General features: G+C 64.1%; 19 protein-coding genes. 8 read left to right on the forward strand and 11 right to left on the reverse strand.

Annotation, left to right across the window (positions count from 1 at the left end; translation table 11 throughout):
* Nucleotides 1–26: 26 nt before the first annotated feature.
* From E2484_RS05140 to E2484_RS05170, 7 genes are all read right to left on the reverse strand, one after another.
* A complete protein-coding gene (locus E2484_RS05140) occupies nucleotides 27–989 on the reverse strand; it encodes an acetylglutamate/acetylaminoadipate kinase (RefSeq protein WP_137284166.1) in 963 nt (320 codons plus the stop codon).
* Entirely contained in the window at nucleotides 986–2,092 is a 1,107-nt protein-coding gene (gene argC / locus E2484_RS05145; RefSeq protein WP_137285301.1) for an N-acetyl-gamma-glutamyl-phosphate reductase, read from the reverse strand. The genes E2484_RS05140 and argC overlap by 4 nt, the downstream gene beginning before the upstream one ends.
* 56 nt (nucleotides 2,093–2,148) lie before the next feature.
* Nucleotides 2,149–3,027 carry a lysine biosynthesis protein LysX gene (gene lysX / locus E2484_RS05150; RefSeq protein WP_137284167.1) on the reverse strand — a complete coding sequence of 293 codons (879 nt, stop codon included), beginning with the start codon at nucleotides 3,025–3,027 and terminating at the stop codon, nucleotides 2,149–2,151.
* 1 nt (nucleotide 3,028) lies between these two features.
* Entirely contained in the window at nucleotides 3,029–3,193 is a 165-nt protein-coding gene (gene lysW / locus E2484_RS05155; RefSeq protein ID WP_137284168.1) for a lysine biosynthesis protein LysW, read from the reverse strand.
* A 171-nt stretch (nucleotides 3,194–3,364) separates the two neighbouring features.
* Complete coding sequence (gene argH / locus E2484_RS05160; protein WP_137284169.1) at nucleotides 3,365–4,870, reverse strand: argininosuccinate lyase; 1,506 nt, start codon at nucleotides 4,868–4,870, stop codon at nucleotides 3,365–3,367.
* Nucleotide 4,871: 1 nt separating this feature from the next.
* Nucleotides 4,872–6,137: an argininosuccinate synthase gene (locus E2484_RS05165; RefSeq protein WP_137284170.1), complete on the reverse strand. Its 1,266-nt coding sequence runs from the start codon at nucleotides 6,135–6,137 to the stop codon at nucleotides 4,872–4,874.
* 324 nt (nucleotides 6,138–6,461) lie between these two features.
* The gene (locus tag E2484_RS05170; protein WP_137284171.1) at nucleotides 6,462–8,021 is read right to left on the reverse strand and encodes a hybrid sensor histidine kinase/response regulator; all 1,560 of its coding nucleotides are present in this window, start codon (nucleotides 8,019–8,021) and stop codon (nucleotides 6,462–6,464) included.
* Nucleotides 8,022–8,178: 157 nt separating this feature from the next.
* Between E2484_RS05170 and E2484_RS05175 the strand changes: the two genes are divergently transcribed.
* Entirely contained in the window at nucleotides 8,179–8,685 is a 507-nt protein-coding gene (locus tag E2484_RS05175) for a 2'-5' RNA ligase family protein (RefSeq protein WP_137284172.1), read from the forward strand.
* A gap of 395 nt (nucleotides 8,686–9,080) precedes the next feature.
* Here E2484_RS05175 and E2484_RS05180 read toward each other — a convergent pair whose 3' ends face one another.
* Nucleotides 9,081–11,270, reverse strand: coding sequence for an ATP-dependent DNA helicase (locus tag E2484_RS05180; protein WP_137284173.1), 2,190 nt, complete (start codon nucleotides 11,268–11,270; stop codon nucleotides 9,081–9,083).
* A gap of 75 nt (nucleotides 11,271–11,345) precedes the next feature.
* A complete protein-coding gene (locus tag E2484_RS05185; RefSeq protein WP_137284174.1) occupies nucleotides 11,346–12,320 on the reverse strand; it encodes a cation diffusion facilitator family transporter in 975 nt (324 codons plus the stop codon).
* Between the two features lie 80 nt (nucleotides 12,321–12,400).
* On the opposite strand from E2484_RS05185, the gene E2484_RS05190 reads away from it, so the two are divergent.
* Nucleotides 12,401–12,919, forward strand: a complete 519-nt coding sequence (locus E2484_RS05190) for a metallophosphoesterase (protein WP_137284175.1) — start codon at nucleotides 12,401–12,403, stop codon at nucleotides 12,917–12,919.
* A 152-nt stretch (nucleotides 12,920–13,071) separates the two neighbouring features.
* Here E2484_RS05190 and E2484_RS05195 read toward each other — a convergent pair whose 3' ends face one another.
* Nucleotides 13,072–13,722 carry an ArsR/SmtB family transcription factor gene (locus E2484_RS05195; protein WP_137284176.1) on the reverse strand — a complete coding sequence of 217 codons (651 nt, stop codon included), beginning with the start codon at nucleotides 13,720–13,722 and terminating at the stop codon, nucleotides 13,072–13,074.
* A 95-nt stretch (nucleotides 13,723–13,817) separates the two neighbouring features.
* Between E2484_RS05195 and E2484_RS24780 the strand changes: the two genes are divergently transcribed.
* Entirely contained in the window at nucleotides 13,818–13,958 is a 141-nt protein-coding gene (locus E2484_RS24780) for a DUF7859 family protein (RefSeq protein ID WP_170977245.1), read from the forward strand.
* 107 nt (nucleotides 13,959–14,065) lie between these two features.
* On the opposite strand, the gene E2484_RS05200 is transcribed toward E2484_RS24780, so the two are convergent.
* Nucleotides 14,066–15,094, reverse strand: coding sequence for a threonine aldolase family protein (locus E2484_RS05200; protein WP_137284177.1), 1,029 nt, complete (start codon nucleotides 15,092–15,094; stop codon nucleotides 14,066–14,068).
* A gap of 152 nt (nucleotides 15,095–15,246) precedes the next feature.
* On the opposite strand from E2484_RS05200, the gene E2484_RS05205 reads away from it, so the two are divergent.
* The 5 genes from E2484_RS05205 to E2484_RS24785 all read left to right on the forward strand — a co-directional run bounded on the left by E2484_RS05205 (nucleotide 15,247) and on the right by E2484_RS24785 (nucleotide 21,063).
* Complete coding sequence (locus tag E2484_RS05205) at nucleotides 15,247–16,341, forward strand: aminopeptidase (RefSeq protein WP_137284178.1); 1,095 nt, start codon at nucleotides 15,247–15,249, stop codon at nucleotides 16,339–16,341.
* 617 nt (nucleotides 16,342–16,958) lie between these two features.
* The gene (locus tag E2484_RS05210; protein ID WP_137284179.1) at nucleotides 16,959–17,981 is read left to right on the forward strand and encodes a tyrosine-type recombinase/integrase; all 1,023 of its coding nucleotides are present in this window, start codon (nucleotides 16,959–16,961) and stop codon (nucleotides 17,979–17,981) included.
* Nucleotides 17,982–19,000: 1,019 nt separating this feature from the next.
* Nucleotides 19,001–20,257 carry a hypothetical protein gene (locus tag E2484_RS05215; protein WP_137284180.1) on the forward strand — a complete coding sequence of 419 codons (1,257 nt, stop codon included), beginning with the start codon at nucleotides 19,001–19,003 and terminating at the stop codon, nucleotides 20,255–20,257.
* Nucleotides 20,258–20,443: 186 nt separating this feature from the next.
* Nucleotides 20,444–20,902: a hypothetical protein gene (locus tag E2484_RS05220; RefSeq protein WP_137284181.1), complete on the forward strand. Its 459-nt coding sequence runs from the start codon at nucleotides 20,444–20,446 to the stop codon at nucleotides 20,900–20,902.
* Nucleotides 20,899–21,063 carry a hypothetical protein gene (locus E2484_RS24785; RefSeq protein WP_170977246.1) on the forward strand — a complete coding sequence of 55 codons (165 nt, stop codon included), beginning with the start codon at nucleotides 20,899–20,901 and terminating at the stop codon, nucleotides 21,061–21,063. The genes E2484_RS05220 and E2484_RS24785 overlap by 4 nt, the downstream gene beginning before the upstream one ends.
* Nucleotides 21,064–21,173 lie beyond the last annotated feature (110 nt).

Genomic DNA, 21,173 nt, shown 5'->3' on the forward strand with positions numbered 1-21,173 from the left:
CTCCACCTCCGAGACGAATCTCGACGTCATCTGACCGCCCCCGGTTCGAACTCGGTTCCGTGGCCGGTCCGGGCCGCGGTGATGGGGTCGCGGTTGTTCGCGTCCGCGACCGTCACCGAGGCCGCACCGCCTTCGAGAGCTTCGACCGCCGCCATGACCTTCTTCGTCATGAACCCCTCGGCGGCCGCCTCGGCGGCGTCCAGTTCCGCGGGCGTCCCGACCGACTCGATGAGCGAGTCGGGGTCGTCGGGGTCCTCGTAGACGCCAGCCACGTCGGTCAGCACGACCAACTCGCCGCCGAGTGCGCCCGCAATCGCGGCGGCCGCGCGGTCGGCGTCGGCGTTGACGGGGGTGTACTCGGTCGCACTCGCGCCGCCCTCGCCCTCCTCGGCGAGCATGGGCACCGTCACGACCGGGACGTAGCTCCCGGCGAAGAGGGTCTCCAGCAGGCCGTCGTTCACGGCCTCGATTTTGCCGGAGTGGTCGCCGCGGCGAATCTTCTTCCGGCCGTCTTCGAGGACTCTGACCGCCGACTTGCGCGGGCCGGTCAAGAGCTTCCCGTCCGCGCCCGAGAGACCGACCGCGTCGACGCCCTCGTTCTGGAGGCCCGCCACGAGGTCGGTGTTGAGTTTCCCGGGCAGGACCATCTCGAACACCTCCATCGTCGTCTCGTCGGTGAAGCGCCCGACGACCCCGTCGGGCGTCTCGACGTACTCGGGGTCTTCGCCGAGGCGTTCGAGCGTGTCGTCCACTGCCGTGGAACCGCCGTGGACGACCACCACGTCCTCGCCGTTGGCGACGAGGTGTGCGACGTCCGCGAGCGCCCCCTCGGGTTCGACTGCGCGCGCGCCGCCGATCTTGACGACGATCGGCGGGTTCCGGTCCTCGGCGAGTCCGCCGTCAGTTCGCAGTCCGTCGTCGCCGAGGTCGTTGTCGATGAGTTGCTCGTGGGCCGCTTCGAGTTCGTCTTTGGTGTAACGCTCCGTCATGGGCTTCCCACCGGGTGCAGTCCCTGAAAGTCGAGTCCAGCGGTCTCTTCGAGGCCGAGCGCGAGATTGGCGGCGTGGACCGCCTGCCCGGCCGTCCCCTTGACGAGGTTGTCGATGGCGCTGAACACCACGACGCGCTCGTTGCCGGGGTCCAACTCGAAGCCGACTTCGGCGTAGTTGGTTCCCGCGACGGCCTTGGGTTCGGGGTAGCGATAGACGCCCGACCCGCCGGACTGGAGTCGGACGAAGGGTTCGTCGTCGTAGGTCTCGCGGAAGGCTCCCCAGAGGTCGCCCTTCGAGACGGGTCCGTCGGGAAAGACGTGGCAGGTCGCGGCCGCGCCGCGAACCATGTCCACGGCGTGCGCGGTGAACGAAACCGAGGCACCTAACTCCTGCTCGATTTCGGCCTCGTGGCGGTGGCCGGTCGGCGCGTAGGGCCGGACGACGCCCGAGCGCTCGGCGTGGCTTCCGGCCTTGCTCGCGGTCGCGCCGCCCTCCGAGGAGCCGACTTTCACGTCGGCCACGATACTCTCGTCACCGGACAGGAGTCCGCCCTCGAAAAGGGGGTAGAGACCGAGAATCGTCGCGGTTGCGTTGCATCCGCCCGCCGCAATCAGGTCCGCGCCGGGCAACTCCCCGCGGTGGAGTTCCGGAAGGGCGTAGACCGCCTCGTCCAGATACTCGGGCGCGTCGTGACCGTCGTACCACTCGTCGTACTGCTCGACGGTGTTCAACCGGAAGTCGGCGCTCAAATCGACCACGGTGTCGGCCGCCTCGTAGAACTCGTCTATCTGCTCCATCGAGACGCCGTGCGGCGTCGCGGCGAAGAGGACGTCCACCGAGTCGAGGTCGGCGGGGTCGGAAAACCGGAGGTCGGTTCCCCGGAGGTTCGGATGGACGGAGCCGACCGACTTTCCGGCGTACTCGCGGCTGGTCGCGCCCGCGAGGTCGAAGGTCGGGTGGCCCGCCAGCAAACGCAGGAGCTCTCCACCAGCGAACCCGCTTCCGCCGACGACGGTGGCGGTGAGAGCCTCGCCGGTAGTCTCTTCGTCGGCGGTCTCCTCGTCGGTCGTCTTTTCGTCGGACGCCTTTTCGTTGGCCATCTTTTCGTCGGCAGTCTCTTCGTCGGCGGTCGTGGACGTCTCGTTGGCGATGGGCATCAGGCGACCACCTCCTGTTTCGCGCCAGCTTTGGCTTCGAGCCAATCGACCACCTTCGCGGGCACGTCGGTCTCGACGGCCTCGTTCAGCGACTTGAACTCGACCGTGTGGTTGACCTCGTGGACGGTGTAGTTGGCGTCGCTCTCGCCGCCGACTTCCATCAAATCGACGCCGAGTAGGCCGCCGCCGACCGCGTCGCTGGCCTGCTGGACCAACTTCTCGGCCTCGGCGTCGAGTTCGAATTGGTCGGTCTCCGCGCCCTTCGCGGCGTTCGTGAGCCAGTGGTCCGACGAGCGCACCATCGCGGCGACGGGTTCGCCGTCGGTGGCGAGGACGCGAACGTCGCGGCCGGGTTTGTCCACGAACTCCTGGACGTAGAACACCTTGTGCTCGTAGTGGCCGAGCGTGGCCTTGTGTTCGAGAATCGCCTCCGCGGCGCTCTTCGAGTCGATCTTGGCCATCAGGCGGCCCCACGACCCGACGACGGGTTTGAGGACGCAGGGGTAGCCGAACGTCTCGATGCTCTCCATGGCGGCTTCCTTGGTGAACGCCACGTCGGTCGCGGGCGTGGGGACGCCAGCACCCGCGAGCGCGAGGCTGTTCTGCACCTTGTCGGCGCAGGTCTGGGCGGTCTCCGCGGAGTTGACCACGGGGACGCCGTAGGCCTCGCAGAACTTCGTGGCGTAGAGGCTCCGACTCGTGGCGAGACACCGGTCGACCACGAGGTCGAGGTCCGCGAAGATTTCGGGGGCCTCGTCCAGTCCGAACTGGAGGTCGCGCACGTCGATCTTCACCACGTCGTGGCCGCGCTCGCGGAGCTCCGACAGGAGGAGCTTCTCGTCCTTCCGAATCCGGGAGTAGAGTAGTCCAACCTGCAACTTACTCCCCCCAGTCCTCTTCGAGCTCCGGGGCTCGCTGGAGGACTGGCGGGTTTCGCTCGACGAGTTCCAGTTCCGCGCCGCAGGTCGTACAGTCGACTATCTCTCCTACTTCGGCATTGTCGTGCAGGGTCACGTCCGCCCCGCATTCGACGCATTCGGTCATAGCAGTTCTTCCTATACCGGTATAACACTTAAAACCATCGAACGTGTCAATAATATTTCATTGAGTAGAGTCGGCTCTAAAGCCGTCAAAAGGCAAAATCCGCGTCAAATCGAAGTCGTTACCAAACTTCGAGAGTATATAAGTGTGGTCCCGGACGGGACCGGTCGTGGCTCAGGCATATCGACTCACCTCCGTCCGAAGTTTCTCGTCGGCCGCGGCCACCGACTCGCGCTCGTCGGCCAGCGCCGCCTCGTCGGCCGTGACCGTCTCCTCGGCGGCGGTCAGGGCCGCGGCGACCGACTCGGGCGCGGGACCGCCGGGCGAGTCGCGGGTCGCCACGCTCTCTTCGGGGTCCAGCGCGGCCGCGACCGCCTCGCGCTCGACGTACGCGTCGAGCGAGTCGCCGAGAATCTCCTCGGCCGCCGCGTCGAGCGCGTCCAGGTAAGACTCCTTCACGTTGCTCTGAGCAACGTTCTCATTTGTATTCCCAACTTTATCACTGCTTTCGGCAACCATCTCGTGGGCCTTTCGGAAGGGGACGCCGGCCATCGCCAGCAGGTCTGCGACCCCGGTCGCCGTCGAGAATCCCTCCCCGGCCGCCGCGGCCAGCGCCTCCTCGTCCCACGTCGCGGTCGCCGCGGCACCAGCGGCGACCGCGACCGCCTCGCTGACCGCATCGACGGTCTCCCACGCGTGCGGCGTGGCGTTCTGGAGGTCGCGGTTGTACGCGCGGGGCAGGCCCTTCAGCGTCGTGAGCAGGCCGTTCAGCCCCGCCGCGGCGTCTCCCGAAGTCGCCCGCACGAGTTCGAGCGTGTCGGGGTTCTTCTTCTGAGGCATGATGGAGGAGGTCGAGGAGTAGTCGTCCGACAACTCGACCAGCCCATCGTTCGAGAACACCACGAGGTCTTCGGCGAGTCCGGAGACGGTCGTGGCGAGGTTCGAGAGCGCGGCGACGACCTCCACGAGGAAGTCGCGGGTCGAAACCGCGTCCATCGAGTTCGCTACCAGTCCGTCGAAGCCGAGCAACTCGGCGGTGCGCTCGCGGTCCACGTCGAAGGGCGTGCCCGCGAACGCCGCTGACCCGAGCGGCGACCGGTTCACCCGGGCGTAGGCGTCGAACAACCGGGCCGTGTCGCGCGCGACGGCCTGCTCGTAGGAGAGCAAATAGTGGCCGACGGTGGTCGGCTGTGCGGGCTGGAGGTGGGTGTAGCCTGGCATGACAGTCTCGGCGTGTTCGCTGGCGACCTCGGCGAGCGACTTCCGAAGGCCGATGGTCGCCTCCGCCGCGTCCAGCACGTCCTCGCGCAGACGGTATCGGATGCAGGTCGCCACCTCGTCGTTGCGCGACCGGGCGGTGTGCATCTTCCCGCCGACGTCGCCAGCGCGGCCGACGACCGCGGTCTCGATCGCGGCGTGAACGTCCTCGCCGTCGGGCAGGGCGTCGAAGCCCGCGGCCTCCACGTCGTCCAGCGCCGAGAGAATCGCGGTCACCTCGTCGTCGCTCACGACGCCCTGCTCGGCCAGCATCACGACGTGAGCGCGGTCCACCGCGAGGTCGGCAGCGAAGATGCGAACGTCTTCGTCCATCGAGGAGAGGAATCCGCGGGCGGGGCCGCCGCTGAAGCGGTCGCGGCGCACCACATCGGAGGCGCTCGCGGAGTCGCTCTCCTCGGCCATGTTACTCGTCCTCCTCGGTCTCGTCACTGCCGGTCTCGCCGCTACCGTCCGTCAGCAGTTCGGCCTTCTTCGCTTCGGCGTCCTTCGCAACCGCGTTGGCGAGACGCGACTGGAAACCGTGGTACTTCGCCACGCCGGTCGCGTCGGCCTGTTCGATGCCGTCCACCGACTCGGTGTTGAAGGAGGCGGCCGACTCGGAGTAGACCGCGTAGTCGCTCTCGCGGCCGACCGGACGGGCCTGCCCGCCCTCGAACTTGACGGTGACGGTGCCCGTGACCTTCTCTTGGGTCGTGTCCACGAATCCGTCCAGAGCGTCCACGAGAGGTGCCGAGAGGAGTCCTTCGTAAGCTTTCTCGGCCCACTGCTGGTCCACCTGCTTCTTGAAGCCGCGCTCCTCCTCGGTGAGAACGAGTCCTTCGAGGGCTTCGTGGGCGTTCAGCAGGGTCGTCGCGGCGGGATGCTCGTAGTTCTCGCGTACCTTCAGGCCGAGCATGCGGTCTTCCATCATGTCGGTGCGGCCGACTCCGTGACTTCCGGCGAGGTCGTTGAGGTACTCGATGAGTTGGACTGCGGGCATCTCCTCGCCGTCGATGGCGACCGGGTAGCCTTCGTCGAAGGTGATTTCGATGGTCTCGACGTCCTTCTGTCCGGGCGTGTCGGTCCACTCGTAGATGTCCTCCGGCGGGACGTAGCCGGGGTCTTCGAGGTCCGCGCCCTCGACCGAGCGACTCCAGAGGTTGGTGTCGATGCTCCAGTCGCCCTCGTTGCCGCCCTCGACGGGGAGGTCCTTCTGGTCGGCGTACTCCATCTCCCACTCGCGGGTCAGGCCGAGTTCGCGGACGGGCGCGATGACTTCGAGGTCCGAGTCGCGCCAGACCGCCTCGAAGCGCAGTTGGTCGTTGCCTTTGCCGGTGCAGCCGTGAGCGATGGCCGCGCAGTCCTCGTCCTCGGCGACTTCGAGGATGGCTTCGGCGATTACGGGACGTGCCAGTGCGGTTCCGAGCGGGTAGCCCTGATAGGTCGCGTTTGCACCGACCGCGTCGAGGCACTGCTCGGCGAAGGCGTCCTTGGCGTCGACCACGTAGTGGTCGAGGTCGAGCGCCTCGGCGGTCTCCTCGGCCTCGTCGAACTCCTCGGCGGGTTGGCCGACGTCTACCGTGACGCCGATTACTTCGTCGTAGTCGTACTCCTCTTCGAGCAGCGGGACGCATACTGTGGTGTCGAGTCCGCCCGAGAAGGCGAGCGCGACGGTCTTGTTGTCTGTCATGTTGAATGTTGTCGTGTGTCGTGTTCGAAACGTAGTTCGCGGACGATACGAGTGACGTCGTCAGCGGCGAAATCTGCGGAATCGTGGGATGAGGATAAGATGGGGTCTAAAAGGACCCCGGTCGTCGTCGCGCCAGAACGAGGGCGGACTCACGGCTCTCGGGGGAAACGGCGAGCGACCCCGTACCGCGAGTCCCTGTCATCGACTACTCCTTGGACGGCGACGGTTTTAAACTCTTTCGGGGTGGCAAGGATTGCAGTCAAAGCCAGAACATATCCTCGCCGAAAACAAGTAATCGCGGGCCGACTCGCCGACTCATGCCGGTCAGAACTCGACTTCGAACCGCGCGCCGCCGGAGTCGCTCTCCCCGACCGAGACGGTCCAGTCGTGGGCGTCGGCGATGCGCCGGACGATTGCGAGTCCCAGTCCGGTTCCGCCGTCGACCGTCGAGTAGCCGTGTTCGAACACCGATTCGCGCTGGTCTTCGGGGACGCCCGGCCCGTCGTCTTCGACGTAGAACCCGTCCACGCCGTCGAGCGGACCGACCCGAATCGTCACTGCCTCGCCGCCGTGGTCTATCGAGTTGCGAAAGAGATTTTCGAGCAACTGCTGGAGGCGCTCGCGGTCGGCTTCGACCGTCACGCCGTCCTCCACCTGACAGGTAGCGTCGTCGGTTTCGACGTTCTCCCACGTCTCGGCGACGACTGCCGACAGGTCGTGGTCGGTCACGCCGGCCAGTGCGTCTCCCTGCCGAGCCAGCATGAGCAGGTTCTGTATCAACTGCTCCATCCGGTCGTGGGCACACCGGACCTGTTCGAAGTCCTCCTCGGAACCGGAGTCCTCGGCCATGCTCAGGTAGATTCTGGCGACGTTCAGGGGGTTGCGCAGGTCGTGGCTGACCACGCTGGCGAACTCTTCGAGGCGGCGATTCTGCTCGCGGAGCGCGCGCTCGTCGGCTATCTGCTCGTACTCGTAGCGCAACCACTGCGAGATGAGTTCGACGTATATCTTCTCGTTCTCGGAGAACGACCGGTCCCGGGGGTCTCTGTCGGCGAAACAGAGCGTCCCGTAGAGGGCGTCGTTCACGAATATCTTCGCGCCCACGTAACAGCCCAGTCCGTAGGTTTCGTAGGCCGGGTCGCCGAGCCATCCTTCGGACTCGGCGTCTTCGACGCTCAGCAGTCCCTCGTCCTCGGTGGTCTTCCGGCAGTAGGTTTCGGCCAGCGGTGCGGTCCGGTCGGGTTGGAGCAGTTCGTGGGACCCGACCGCATCGACGATCTCGAAGGTGTCGCCCTCGATGTGCGAGACGAACCCCACGTCCACGTCGAGACGCTCCCGGCCGAGTTCGAGCAGTCGTCGCCGCTTCTGCTCGTAGGAGAGTTCGGTGTTCGACGCGATTCGGTAGAGTTTCCGCAGATAGGTCTCGTTCTCCCGGAGTTCGGTCGCGATGCGCGCGTAGTCGTCGTCCGCGCTCTCTTGGGTGACGAGGGTACCGACCAGTCCGTCGGCGGTCCGACGCACGACGGCGCTCTCGACGCGCGTGACGAAGAGGGCGCGTTGGTCGCAGTCGCCCCGACGCTGGAGGTAGTCGGTCGCACCGCGTTCCAGCGCCTCGCTGGCGACGTCGTCCCCCTCGCTGGCGACGAACACGTAAGGCAGGTCGGGCCAGCGGTCTCGCACGGCGTCGAGTAGTCCGAATCCGTCGGCCACGTCGCCGACCACGCAGTCGAACGTCTCGGACTCCAGACGGTCGAGTGCGGTCGCCGCGTCGTCCACGCGCGTCACGGTGAAGGCGTCCTCGTCGCCGACGTACTCGGCGAAGTCGCCGGTTCCCCGTCTGTCGCCGACGTACAGTACCCGGACGGCTTCCCCTGCTGTCTCCATTCCCTTTCTTCAGGGACGCGGAACCCAATAAGTGTAGGCAATCGGCTGCATACAGACGTGAACTGTAGACGAGTTTCCTTCGAGACGGTCGCGACTCGCGCCGGTATCGCCACCTACGACCGTCACGCTCTTGTATCGCGCACGCCGACATTTCGACGTGTACAGCCTCAACGTCCCGGTTCCCGGCGAAGTCGCCCGACTCGCCGAGGAACTCCGTCCCGCGCTCTTCGGATTCGAGAGGATTCGAGAGCACCACACTCTCCTCTGCAAGCGCCTCGGCGACGCGCCCGCAGGCGGGACCGCGCGCCTGCGCGAACAGGTCCGCACGGCGCTCGCGGGCGCACCGGCTTTCGAGGTCCGCATCACCGGCATCGACTTCTTCGCTTATCCGCCGGTCGGCACGGGGCCAGTGGTCTACCTCGCGGTCGAGAGTCCGGGTCTCCGGCGGGTTCACGAACTGCTGGTCGAGGACTTCTCGACCATCGAGGAGTTCCAGGGCGACGACTACGTGCCCCACGTCACGCTGGCGCGCGGCGGCGACGTGGAGACCGCGCGCCAGTTCGCCGAGCGCGAAGTCGAACCGGTGACGTGGACCGTGAACCGAATGGCCCTCTGGGACGCGACCTACGGGGAGGAAGTCGCCACGTTCTCGCTTCCCGCGTAGGATTTCGTCGCCCGGAGCGTGGCCGACTGGACGTTTTGGAGCAATACACTTATTTCTTAGAGAAATATATTTATTTCCAAAGAACGTCTATGAAGTCTTCTCAACCGCCTCCCGGTTGGCGCGCGCTGGGACGGTCGTCGGGAACGTACGTGACCGATTGCTCGGCGGACGCGGGTTGTCCGCCGGTGTCTCGCAGTTCGAGACCGCGCCAAGGCGCGCGAGGGACGAGTGAACGACCGGAGGGAGCGAACGAGGAGGCCGGGGATGTGAGGCCGCGGTCGCGGTGCCGTGTCGTGCGGTTGCCGTGCTGTGCGGTCTGAATGGCTCGAGAAGTAGATAGATTCCCCGTCACGCTCTCAGTTCGAGGTCACGAACAGACGAACTCGAACGCACCATCAGGGAGTCGGCGGGTCGCCGTCCCACGCCGCCTGGTCGCTGTAGAAGTTCAGCATCGCAAACTTCAGTTTCTCGGCCTGAATGTCCAGCATCTCGCCGCGCTCCTCGGCAGGGAACGTCTCGCGGACGCTGTACTTGCCCATCTCCCGGCGTCCCGCCTCGGTGTAGCGTTTGTCCACCAGCACGCGAACGCCGAAGTCGTCGGGCGACCGAATCACCCGGCCGAGGGCCTGGCGGGTCTTGCGAATCGTCGGAATCTCGACGGCGTACTCCCACCCCGAGTCGCGCCCCGAGCGGTCGGCGAACGTCCGGTCGTAGGCCTCCTGGACCGCTTCCATCCGGTCGTCGAGATGCGGGTAGGGGACGCCGACCACGACTACGGTCCGGGCCTCGTCGCCGTCGAAACTGACCCCCTCCGCGAGCGTGCCCCAGAGCGACGTGAACAGGGCGGCGTCGTCGTCGGTGACGAACCGCTGGCGGAGTTCCTCGACCGACGTTCCGGGTTCGTCCATGTAGAGCGTCGCGTCGGCGGCGTTCAACTCCCGGTCGAGCCGGTCGTAGTAGCGCTCGGCCTCGGCGTAACTCGGGAAGAACAGCAGGGTGTTGCCCGCCGTGAACTCCACCGCGTCCCGCAGGACGTCCGCGATGGCCTCCTGGGTGTCGGGGTCGTCGCGCTCGCTCGAAAAGAGGGCGGGCGTCTCGACGGTGAACGTCCGTCGGTTCTCCTCGGGGAACTGGAGTCCGTAGGCGATTTCGACCGGGTCGTCTAGCCCCAGCACGTCCGAAATCACGTCGAAGGGTCGGAGGGTCGCGCTCATCAGCACCGTGGCGTACACCTCGCCGAACAGTTCTTCGGTCACTTCCCGCGGGATGCAGGTGTAGAGTTCCGCCCGGCCGTACACCTCCTCGGTGGCCTCGTCGCGCCGGACCGACACCACCGGGTACTGGCCCAACTCCGCGCTCTCGTCCATGAACGACTGGACGAACCTCGCGGCGTGCAGAGTCTGGCACTCCTCTCGCGTGGTGGACTCGCCGTTCTTGTACGCCTCCTCGTACTGCTCGTCCAACTCCTTGCCGAGGTGGACCGCGAGTTCGAGTTCCGCGTCGATTCCCTTGCCGGTGTACTGCTGGAGGAAATTGAGCGTCAGGTCGTCGCGCTTGCCCTCGTTGGCGATGGAGACGTCCTCCCAGTTGTCGCCGACCTTCTCCCGGTCGCCGAATCCGAAGTTGTCCTCGTAGGTCTCTTCGAGCGCCGCCCGGAACGCCGAGATGACGTTGTAGGCGGGTTCGCTCCGGGCGTCGTCGGAGTCCTGCAACTCGTCCAGTGCCGAATCGAGGGTGTTCTCGGTCAGCGTCCGGGTCGCGTGTTCGCGGGCGGTGTCCTCGACGTTGTGCGCCTCGTCGAAGATGGTGATGACATCCTCGGGGTCCCTATCGAGCCACCGGAAGAACTGCTCGCGTATCATCGGGTCGAGCAGGTGGTGGTAGTTGCAGACGACTAGATCGACGCCCTCCATGCCGTCCTTCAGGAGTTCGTAGCCACAGAGCGTCTGCTCTTCGGCGAACTCGTAGATGTCGTCGGGCGTGCGCACGTCGTCGTAGAGCCACGAGTAGAAGTCGTCGTTGTCGCCCACGAGGTTGTTATAGTAGTACTCGCAGGTGTTTTGCTCCTCCAGACTCTCGACGGTCTCCTGAACTTGCTCCAGTTCGTCCATGACGGCGCTCCGGGCCTCGGCGGCGCGCTCGTCGCCCTCCTGGCTCGCTTCCAGCAACTCCTCCTGGCGCTCCTCTAACTCCTCCAGGTCGCTCTCGGCGTCCACGACCTCGTAGGTGTTGTCCCGCAGGACCTGACACTCCTCGAACCCCACGTCGATGTGGCACATCGACCCTTTCCCCCGGAAGACCACCGCGCGAATCGGCTCTTCCTCGGTAATCGCCCGCGCGTCGGCCACGAACTGACGCATCTGCTGGTGGACGTTGGTCGTGATGACGACCGTCTTATCCTCCTCGCGGGCGTACTCCAGCGCGGGCACGAGCGACGACAGAGTCTTGCCCGTCCCGCAGGCCCCCTCGAACAGCACGTCCTGCCCGCGGGAGAAGGCGTTGTAGATGCGGTCCATCGCCTCCCGCTGGTTCTCGTACGGCTCCTCGTAGGGGAAGAAGCGCATGTACCCGTTCGTCTCTGCCACGGGAGGGGTTTGCTCGGCTTCGGGTTTAAACTCTCGCTCTCAGGTGGAAGTATCGAATCCGGGACCTCGGGGTTCTTACTCCGCCGCCTCGTCCTGCCTCCTCCGCTGTCGAGACTCGGGTTCGATGTACACCTTAAACACGCTCTTGTTGGCCTCCACCAGCGCGTCCTCCAGGTCCGTAATTTTCTCGTCCATCTCGGCGGTGGCGATGCCCTTCTCGAAGGCGACGTCGGCGGTGAGCAGCACGTCGTCCGGGCCGAAGATGACCGTCCGGAAGTCCACGATTCTCGCCACGCCGTCCCACCCCTCGATGATCTCCCGGAGCTCCTGCTCCTCGCTCTTCGGGAGGCTCTCGCCGAGGAGGAGACGCTTGTTCTCCCACGCCAGCGCGATGGCGAACCCCATCAGCATGATGCCGATGAGCAGCGCCGACACGGCGTCGAAGATGGGGTTCCCGGTGACCCGCGAGAGGTAGATGCCGACCAGCGCGAACCCCGCCCCGGCCATCGCGATGGTGTCCTCGGTGAACGCGGTCAGCGTGGTCACGTTGCTGGTCTTCTTGAACGCCTCGGCCAGTCCGCTCCACTCGTGCTCCTCGATGTCCTTCTTCATCCCGGCGTAGGCCTTCTTCAGCGCGTAGGTCTCGAACGCGATGGCCCCGAGGAGGACGCTGTAGTTGACCCAGACCGCCGGAAACGTCGCTCCGAGCAGCGTCGCCGACCCCTGGTCTACGGGGTGAGGGTGCATGACGGCGTTGTAGCCGTGCTTCGCGCTCTCCCATCCGGCGATACCGAACAGCAGGACGCTCACGAGGAAGCTGTAGAAGAACTCGGCTTTCCCGTAACCGAAGGGGTGACCCCGACTCGCGTCCCGGTTGCTGTACCGGATGCCGATGAGCAGGAACACCTGATTGCCGGTGTCGGACACCGAGTGATACGTCTCCGAGAGCATCGCCGCGCTCCCGGTCAGCAGGAACCCGAGGAACTTTAGCACCGCTATCGCGCCGTTGGCGATGAGCGCGGCGATGACGACGGACTTGCTTTCGGCCATTGGCCGTACGTTCTCGGCCATCGGATAAGAAAGTGATTGCAAGCGGAACGCTCAGGACCCTCACGTTCCTACGCCGAGACATGATAACCGTTCTTTCGGATACCCACAGCACGTCCGGCCACGAACTGGAGGGTCGCGCGAGGGAGGCAGTCGAGGACGCCGACGTGGTCGTCCACGCCGGAGACTTCCTGAACGAGGCGGCACTCGACGCCTTCGAGTCCATCAGCGACCGCCTCTACGGCGTCTACGGCAACAACGCGACGCCCGGCGTGCGCGACCGTCTCCCGCCCGAGCGAACCTTCGAGGTCGAGGGCGTCAGGTTCGTTCTGACTCACGGCGACGACCGCGGCCCGACCGGCCTCTCGCTGCTGGGTCGCCAGCAGGCCGCCGACATGGTGGTGTTCGGCCACTCCCATCGCCACGCGGCCACCGACGCCGACGACGTTCTTCTGCTCAATCCCGGCAGTCACGCCCAACCGCGCGGGGGCATCCCGACCCACGCGGAACTCCGGCCCGTGGACGCGGAGGACGGGACTCTTGCAGGCGAGATACGTCACCGTGACGGGTCGGTCGTCGAAAAATTCGAAGTCGGGGTGTAGCCCCGTGCGAAGGTGTTAGGTTCGGCGATGGTGGAGGGCCGAAGCGGGGCGGTACACTACTCCCTACGTTCGGGTTTATCAAATACTTCCCGTAAGCTCAAAAACTCGTTTTAGTTATGCCGACGATTCTCCGATTCTGCGCCCTCGATAGCTCATTCGCCGCGATTCGCGTAGTACCACCACGCGAACCCGAGCGCGAGGACGAGTGCGCCGCCGGCGAAGAAGAGGACGCCCGGCGGAATCGCGTTGGCCGCGGCGTCCGCAGTCTGCTGGGCCGCGTCCGTGGATTGTACCGACATCCCACCGCCGTCACCGCCCGTCTCGGCGGCGTCGCCGCCAGAGGCACCTAACAGCGCGCCGAGTCCGTCGCCGAAGACCTGCTGGACCGCGAGACTCAGGAGTCCGAGCGCGCCGAACGCGCCGAGCAGGCGGGAGAGGGCGGCCTTGAGTCCCGTGGTCTTCTCCTCGTTGCCGGCGAACACGACGAGGGGTTGGTCGGCGGGCGCGTACACCTTCATCTCCCGGCCTTTCTCGGAGTAGACGGTATCTACGACCTGTATCACGTCGGCGTCTTCGAGGTTGCCGAGGTGGTACTGGGCGTTCTGGAGCGAGGTGTCGATGGTCTCGGCGAGGGAGGAGGGCGTCGCGGGGTCCTCGTGGAGCGCCGCCAACAACTCCCGGGCCGTCTCGGAGGAGAGCGCCCCGAGCAGGTCGTCGGCGTCGTCGCTGTCGACGCCGATGACCCGCGGTTCGGCCGACTGCGGGGCCGTCGCGTCCGACGTGGAGGGCAGGAGGTCAGCCATGGGTTCGTATTGACACCCTGCGCCCATGAACTTTATCACGTTCTCGACCGGTGAGCGTCGAAACGAATTTGAGGCGGCGACCGGTTGTCTCACGTATGGACTTCAGCTTCATCTTTAATAATCCGGTCGTCGTCGGCTTCGTCGCTATCCTGCTCGGGTTCGTCCTGTTCATGTACCTGTTCATCCGGCGGACGGTCACCGGATTCCGAGAGGGTGTACAGAATGGCCGCCGATGACCGGCGACTCCAACTGACGACACCATACTCGGACGTAGCTTCGCTACGGACAAACGCTTTGAGTGGAGTGAAACGTCGGTTTTAGCCTTCGGGAGGCGAGGTCGCCTCTAGTTGCTCCAGTCGAGAGCCTCGCCGACTCGCTCTGCTGCCGCTTCCACGTCGTCGCTATCTACGTCCCAATGGGTGCAGAAGCGCGCGACGTGGGTGTCGAACTGAGTGCCGAGGACTCCTGCCTCCTCGCAGGCGTCGAGGAACTCGTCGGCGGTCAGGCCCGCGCTCTCGGTGTTCACGAGGACGATGTTCGTCTCGGGGTCCTGTACGTCGAGTCCGTCCACGCCCGCGAGTCGCTCGGCCAGCACGCGGGCGTTGTCGTGGTCTTCGGCCAGTCGCTCGACGTTCTGTAGCGCCAGCAGACCGGGCGCGGCGATGATTCCTGCTTGCCGCATCCCGCCGCCGAACAGTTTTCTGTTGCGTCGGGCGCGGGCCACGAACGCTTCGCTCCCGGCCAGCATCGACCCGACCGGCGCGCCTAGCCCCTTCGAGAGACAGAACATCACGGAATCGACGTTCTCGGTCATTCTGTCGGGCGGTACGTCGTGAGCCACGGCGGCGTTGAACACTCGCGCGCCGTCGAGGTGGACCGGGAGGCCGAGGTCGCGGGCGGCCTCGGCGGCGGCGTCGATTTTCGTCGGGTCGATGGCGACTCCGCCCTTGCTGTTGTGGCTGTTTTCGAGCGTAAGTAGGCCGGTTCCGGGTCGGTGGCCGTCCTCCTCGACGTAGCCGTCTCGGACCTGCTTGGGCGTCGGAATCCCGCGCTCGCCGCCGTCGAGGGTTCGGACCTGTAGGCTCGACAACTGGGCGAGACCGCCGAGTTCCCACTTGTAGACGTGGCTCTCGCGCTCCACGAGGACTTCCTGTCCGCGGTCGGTGTGGGTCCGGACCGCGACCTGATTGCCCATCGTACCGGTCGGGACGTAGAGGGCGTCTTCCATCCCCACGAGGTCGGCGGCCTCGGCCTCGAGTTCGTTGACGGTCGGGTCCTCGCCGTACACGTCGTCGCCAACGTCGGCGTCGCGCGACGCCTCACGCATCGCTTCGTCGGGTTTCGTCACGGTGTCACTCCGGAGGTCGATCATGTGCGTTCGTTGCGCACCGTCCGTCATATACTCCGCGGTGGCGGCGAACCGTTGAGGTCTCGGGGGACTGCCCGGCAGCGTTCGGCGGAACCAGAAGCGAAGCGTTTTGCGAGACCGAAAGGGGTTTGCGCTCCTCGTGGACAAGTGTTCGTATGGATTCCAGAGTTAGAGAACACGCCGAAATCGTCGTCGACCACTCCACCGAAATCGAGGCTGGCGACAACGTCGTCGTCAGTGCCCCGCCCGCAGGCGAAGACCTGACGCTCGCGCTCTGTGAGGTCGTCGGCGAACGCGGCGCGTTCCCGCTCCACGTCGCCGGGCGCAAGGACGAGAGTCGGACGAAGTTCCTCCGGTCGGTCGCGGCGGACGACCTCGACGCACCCGACCACGAACTTGCGCTGGCGGAGGCCGCAGACGTCTGGATTCACGTCCGAGCGCACGACAACGTGGCCGAACTGAGCGCGGTCTCCAGCGAGACCATGTCGGCCTTCCGGAAGGCCCAACTCCCCGTCCGCGAGGAGATTCTCGACACGACGTGGGTTCTCACGCAGTACCCCGCGCCCGCCGACGCCCAGAACGCCGAGATGGGCACCGACGAGTACGAGGAGTTCGTCTGGTCGGCCATCGGGAAAGACTGGGCGGCACAGAAAGAACACCAGGAACAGATGGTCGAAATCCTCGACGCGGGCGAGGAGGTCCGCATCGTCTCGGGCGACACCACCGACCTCACGATGAGCATCGAGGGGATGACCACCATCAACGACCACGCGAAGAACAACCTCCCCGGCGGCGAGGTGTTCACCGCTCCGGTCGCCGATTCGGTCGAAGGAGAGGTTCTCTTCGACAAACCACTCATCCACGAAGGCCACGAGGTCAACGACGGCTACCTCCGATTCGAGAACGGCGAAGTGGTCGAGTACAGCGCCAGCAAGAACGAGGACGTGTTGGGGCAGGTCCTCGACACCGACGAGGGTGCCCGCCGACTCGGCGAACTCGGCATCGGAATGAACCGAGACATCGACCGGTTCACCTACAACATGCTGTTCGACGAGAAGATGGGCGACACGGTCCACCTCGCGGTCGGCCGGGCCTACGAGGCGTGCCTGCCCGAGGGCGAGGAAGGCAACCAGAGCGCGGTCCACGTCGACATGATCGTGGACATGGCCGAGGACTCCTACATCGAGGTCGACGGGGAAATCGTCCAGCGCAACGGGACGTTCCGGTTCGAGGACGGATTCGAGGAGTAGTTCCGCGAGCGCAGCGAGCACACCTCTCACCGATGTGTTTCGACGCGACAGGCGGTCGCTCCCTCTTCTGCCGAAGCAAATTTCAATCTTCTCTGACTGCCGCTCCGAGTTCCCCACGTTTTGTACGGCTTGGCCGTAAGATTTCTCTACTAATCTTACACTGCAATTTAAGTGTTTGGGCCATAGACACAACCTCGTGACGAAGGTAGCGTGTCCCGACTGTGGTCGCAGTATCGCAATGCACGAACTCGAAACACGAACCGTTGCCCAGCGCAACGACTTCCAGACCAACTATCGCTGTCCGTTCTGTCGGTCCGACATCAACGACGTCGGCGACCTGTTTTGAGTTGGAGTTGGTCTGGTCTCCCCTTCCCCCGAATCCGTTTAGCCGCGCCGTTCCCTCGAATCGAGAAATCGTACTCTCGGTACTGCTATGTACCACCGGAGGCAGGCAAAGCCGATAGCTCTGTTCGACTGAGTGCAGAACGACGGTTGCACGGGCACGATGGGATTTGACTCTAATCGCGCCTTTCAGGCGCTCTCTCCCTCGTCAGCCCCCGCGGGCTGACTCGGCCACGACCGTCGGATGCGCTGGCGGTTCGGAGGTCACCGAATCCATGAACTCAGAATCACCGAGGCAAGCACTGACCATCTACCTTGAACACCGCGAGACCGAACTGTCGCCCGAGTCGATTAGTAGCTACCGTTACCGACTGAACTACTTCCTCGACTGGTGCGACCAGAACGACATCGACGACATCTCGGACATCACACCCCGCGACATCCACGACTACAAATCGTGGAGACGAAACGAAGGGGCTGACTGCGACGGAGAACTCGCCAAACCCACGCTCAAATCGAACATGGACTGCCTGCGCGGGTTCTTGAGGTACATGGAACGTCTCGACTACGTCGCAGACGACATCCACGAGAGCGCCGAGAGCCCGACATTGAGTGGCGACGAGAACGTGCGAGACCACCTCGTCACGGAAGACCAAGCAGAGGCGATACTGACACGCCTCGACCGCTTCCAATACGCCTCGAAACCCCACGTGCTGTTCACGTTGGCGTGGTCGACTGGGGCCCGAACGGGCGCGCTCCGGTCACTCGACCTCAAAGACTACTCATCCGAGGACGAGTACGTGAAGTTCGTCCACCGACCAGACCAAGGAAGCCGACTGAAGAACGCAACGAACGGCGAGCGGATGGTCGCCCTGCAGTCTGAGACCTGCGCCATCATCGACGATTACATCGCCGAGAGCCGACCCGACGTGACGGACGAACACGGCCGCGAGCCCCTGCTGGCGACGAAGCACGGACGGATGGCGGCCAACACCATCCGCGGGTGGATTTACCGACTGACACGCCCCTGCTGGGCGGGGGATGAGTGTCCGCACGACCGCGACCAGGACGAGTGCAAGGCCAAGCAGAACGACAGCTATGCCTACGAGTGCCCTTCGGCGACCGCCCCTCACTCTGTCCGCCGGGGCGCAATCACCGCGCACTTGAACGCTGACGTGCCCCGCGAAATCGTTAGCGACAGGGCGCAAGTTAGCGAATCCGTCTTAGAGAAGCACTATGACGGGAGAACCGAGCGCGAGAAGATGGAACAGCGACGAGGATTCCTCGACAATCTCTGATGCAAAGACGGGCCCTATGGGCCCGTGACCCTGCGAGACGACTGCTGGCACAGACCCGTCCCGCAGTTCGCCGTCTTGACGATGACTATTTGATTGCTTCGATACGTCAGCGACGTAGTGATTCACCGATGCAGAGGGAGGAGTGGGGAGAGAGGAGGTGGGTAGGAAGTGGGGAGGCCGGTGCGTCGTGACGCACTTGGAGAGTGGGCGGCAACCCGTTTAAGCGTGTTCCGTCTTCCGTATGCCGATTCAGGGGAAATACATTTAACATCTCTGACTAAAAGACGTAATGAATTATGAGCGTCCGAATCGAGCTAGAGGACGACCACGGCACGGCCACGACCAAATGCCGATGCGGCCGACAGGTCGACCACTCTCTTAGCGCACCGGGTTCGACGACGACTTGCCCGTGCGGGCGAACCCACAGCGTAACGATGCGGTGACCGCGCTGGCCGTGACGCCAGAAATATTTTTTTCAGAGGAGATGAGTGGGTGGGGTGATGAGTGCCGATGACCTCCCTCGCTGAGAGTGCCGATATTGGACGAGTCAGGCAAAGAGCCGTAACGATAGCTGACGCCCCACGAATTCCGCTGAAACCGTTTTTGAACAATTGTACCGTTAGCACCACAGTTAGGCAACAGCCACGTGGTGCTAATTGTACAGTACGGGGTACAACGTACAACGTGCTACTGTGTAGTACGTGGTACAATTAGTACCACGTGCATCTCGCCGCGCCGGTCGACACCATCTCCACTCGTCGCGCTGGCACTCGTCAGTCCCCGCAAATCGGCACGCTCGGCTCAGGGCCCGTTCGCCACGCTCAGACTGACGCACTCATTTCGTCTGAAAAAAATATATCCAGTCACCCACCCGTTCGGTGTCCTCGACCGGGTGCCGCTCCGCCCTCCGAGCGTGGTATCAACTCACAATCTTGCTACAAGTTAGCACGATAGTCAGTCTGTAATTGTACCTTCGAGGCACAAACAAAGCTATAGGGGTGTGGTCTAATTGTAGGTGTATGACACAATCCCCGCCGAACGATTCCGTGTCCTCCACCCTTCGCATCAACGCCGCAGGAGACAAGAAGCGACCCACCATGGACTACTGGGCGCACATCGCCATCGCCGTGCTTTCGGGCGATGATGGCGCGCTGACCCGCGGACAAGTCGCCAACGAAGCCATCCTCGGCGACCTGCGCGATGTCGACGCCTATGATGGAATCTCGGACAACCTGATGACGGTCGAGCAGGGCGTGCTGGACGACCTCGACCGGATGCTCGACATCGACGTGCGCGATGAACTGCTCTCGCTTTCTGCGAAGTACGAGTGCGAGGTTGAAGCTCGCTGGGCGCACTACGTGCGAAAACTCTACGAGGGCGATGGAGAGGATGATGAAAACCTTGTTCAACACCCGCCAAACTATCGCAAGGAGCAATGCAACATGTATTTGCTACCTGACCACTCGCCCGCAGGTCGTGGTCTGGGCGACCTCGTCGCCGATAGCTTAATCCAACTGCTGGCGTCGCCGTGGTCGTCCCGTGCGGAGCGGCTCGCCAACCTCCAGACGCTCGCCACTGCGTGCCGCGAGGGGTGGGATGCAGTCGACGATGAACGGATGACTCGGTTCGTGACGTGGGTTCGTGACGGAGACACATCGCTGTTTCCTGTGGGTGACCTGGCCGATGCGGTCGATGGGGCCATCAACTCGGACGAGGGCGACCCCGCGACCGACGATGAACAGGATGGCAAAATCCGCGAGTGGGACGAAGACGAGACCGACCCCAGGCGTCTTGCCAACCGTCCGATTGCAGAGACGCAGAAGGCGCGAACGGGGGCGTTGGAAGCGGCAACACGGTATTGCGTTCGACGTGGCGCTTCGTTTACTGGGGCGGCCAAAATGGGGGACAGAAAGGAACTGATTAGCACCGTCTTCGGACACAGAACGCCATACCTGGTCGAGACCTATGGCCCTGTCATTACGGACACAGAGGAAGCAATGCTGTCGGAATCAGAAGAGATTGACGTGCAAGAGGCTGTCCAAGCCATGGCAGACGAAGAGGGCGTGGACTTGACCGATAATCCGGTCGATGTCGACGACCTGCCAACCACGGATGATATGGACACTGTCTGTCGCCATTTCCGCGAGGTCGCAAGCGCACTCCGTGATGACGACCCCAGTGATGACGAACTCACGATGGCGAGCAGACTATCTCACTACGACCCTGACGACGAGGACGACGAATTGCGGGAGGCCATCCGCGAACTGACGAATTGACAGGTATAGAAGCACGCTTAAACGGGTTGCGGGCGACGATTCTGGTAGAGACGCTGGCCGAGGTGGTCTCTCGCGGCGACTGGGCCCAGATACACCACAACTTGAGTGCCATCTCCGCGCTTCGCGCGGAACGGGTCTGGTCGTGGTCGGGGAGCACCAATAAGGTAAGCGAAACAACACGTAACCATGGTCGAAGGCAACCTAACACCGACCCGAGATGCACAGCAAACGACCGACTGCGAACTGACGGATGATGGACTGCGACACGTCGTGACGGGTGTCGTACGGTCGACATCCACCCACGACGACGCCTTGAACATCGCCCAAATCAAGCGCGAGGTGCATCGTCTGACGGGGTGCGACGAGTCGCGCATCCGCCGCATCATCGTCGGCACAATCAAGGACGGCGACTTGACCGAGTCTCTACCGGACGAAGATGGATTTGTCGTCGCGGATGAGGTCTTGACCAACATCCACTTGGTTTGGGTCGGCCAGACGGAAGGCGACCGGGATGCGTTGGACAGCATCCACTCGTCACCTGCGTCAGCGAACGACCGGGTGATGGAAATCCACCGCGGCCCTAGCATGATGACCCCATCGCAAGAGCGTCGTCGTGTCCGCGACATCGACGGTGATGCGCGATGACTGACGACGAATTGGTTGAGAACATCGTCGCGCGGATGGATGGGTGGGCAACGCTTGACGACCGCCTCAACGCCCGCGACGACGAGTGGGCACTAGACTGGGGCACGATTCTCGACCGACACACTCGGGAAGAACGAGTTCGTGAGAGGATGGGTCGTTAGTCCCCACGCCACTTTTGATTACCAGTAGTTATTTAGTCGTGGCAACCATATGACTAATCGCCCAGCAACCTGGGCGTGTGTTAGGTTGTCAACGCTTGCCGCCTTCGGCG

This window comes from Halorussus salinisoli, from assembly GCA_005239435.1.
In the GTDB taxonomy this organism is placed as follows: Archaea; Halobacteriota; Halobacteria; order Halobacteriales; family Haladaptataceae; genus Halorussus; species Halorussus salinisoli.